1 protein-coding gene is annotated in these 1,525 nt (G+C 70.4%); it reads left to right on the forward strand.

Annotated elements, in window-relative coordinates; translation table 11 throughout:
- Nucleotides 1–69 precede the first annotated feature (69 nt).
- Nucleotides 70–1,525: efflux RND transporter permease subunit (locus tag PKE44_RS19350; RefSeq protein WP_324554480.1), on the forward strand; the 1,456-nt coding region annotated here is incomplete at its 3' end.

Here is a 1,525-nt window from a genome sequence, read left to right on the forward strand (position 1 = left end):
GGCGGCACCGGCGGCACCGGCGGCACCGGCGGCACCGGCGGCGCCGGCCGGCCACGGAGGGCACTGAGCATGCTCGGGCGCATCATCGCGGCCTCGGCCCGCAACCTGTTCCTCGTGCTGCTCGGCACGGCCTTCGTGGTCGCCGCCGGCGTCTGGGCGCTCGCGCACACCGCGCTCGATGCGCTGCCGGATCTCTCCGACACGCAGGTCATCGTCTACACCGAGATGCCCGGCCAGGCGCCGCAGGTCGTCGAGGACCAGGTCACCTATCCGCTGACCACGGCGCTGCTCGGCGTGCCGAAATCGAAGGTCGTGCGCGGCTTCTCGTTCTTCGGGGCGTCCTTCGTCTACGTGATCTTCGAGGACGGCACCGACCTCTACTGGGCGCGCTCGCGCGTGCTCGAATACCTCAATTTCGCCGCCGGGCGGCTGCCGAAGGGCATCACGCCGAGCCTCGGGCCGGATGCGACCGGCGTCGGCTGGGTCTACCAGTACGTGCTGCTCGGCGCGCAGCGCACGCTCGCGGAGCTGCGCACGCTGCAGGACTGGTTCGTGCGCTACCAGCTCACGAAGGCGCAGGGGGTTTCCGAGGTCGCGAGCCTCGGCGGCTTCGTGCAGCAGTACCAGGTCGTCGTCGACCCGCACAAGCTGCAGGCCTGGGGCATCCCGCTCGCGCGCGTCGGCGAGATCATCCGCGCCAGCAACACCGATGTCGGCGGGCGCAGCGTCGAGCTCGCCGAGACCGAATACATGGTGCGCGGACGCGGCTACCTGCGCGGTGCGGCCGATCTCGAAAACCTGGTGCTGAAGGCCGAGGGCGGCGTGCCGGTGCTGCTGCGCGATGTCGCGCGCGTCGAACTCGGACCCGACGAGCGCCGCGGCATCGCCGAACTCGACGGCGAGGGCGAGGCGGTCGGCGGCATCGTCGTCGCGCGCTCGGGCGCCAACACGCTCGATGTCATCGACGCGGTGCGGGCCAAGCTCGCCGAACTCGCGAGCGGCCTGCCCGAAGGCGTGCGCATCGAGGCCGTCTACGACCGCTCGGCGCTGATCCAGCGCGCCATCGACACGCTGCGCCACACGCTGATCGAGGAGAGCCTGGTCGTCGGTCTGGTCTGCATCGTGTTCCTGTGGCACGTGCGCAGCGCCCTGGTCGCGATCCTGATGCTGCCGGTCGGCGTGCTGATCGCGTTCCTGGTCATGCACGCGCTCGGCATGAACTCCAACATCATGAGCCTCGGCGGCATCGCGATCGCGATCGGCGCGATGGTCGATGCGGCGATCGTCATGATCGAGAACGCGCACAAGCACCTGGAGCGCGCCCCGCCCGGCATGCCACGCACCGACATCCTGATCGCGGCGGCGCGCGAGGTCGGGCCGCCGCTGTTCTTCAGCCTGCTGATCATCACCGTCTCCTTCCTGCCGGTGTTCACGCTCGAAGCGCAGGAAGGCCGGCTGTTCAAGCCGCTCGCCTACACCAAGACCTTCGCGATGGCCGGCGCGGCGCTGCTGTCGGTGACGCTGG

Source organism: Plasticicumulans sp. (assembly GCF_035331805.1).
Taxonomy (GTDB): Bacteria; Pseudomonadota; Gammaproteobacteria; order Competibacterales; family Competibacteraceae; genus Plasticicumulans.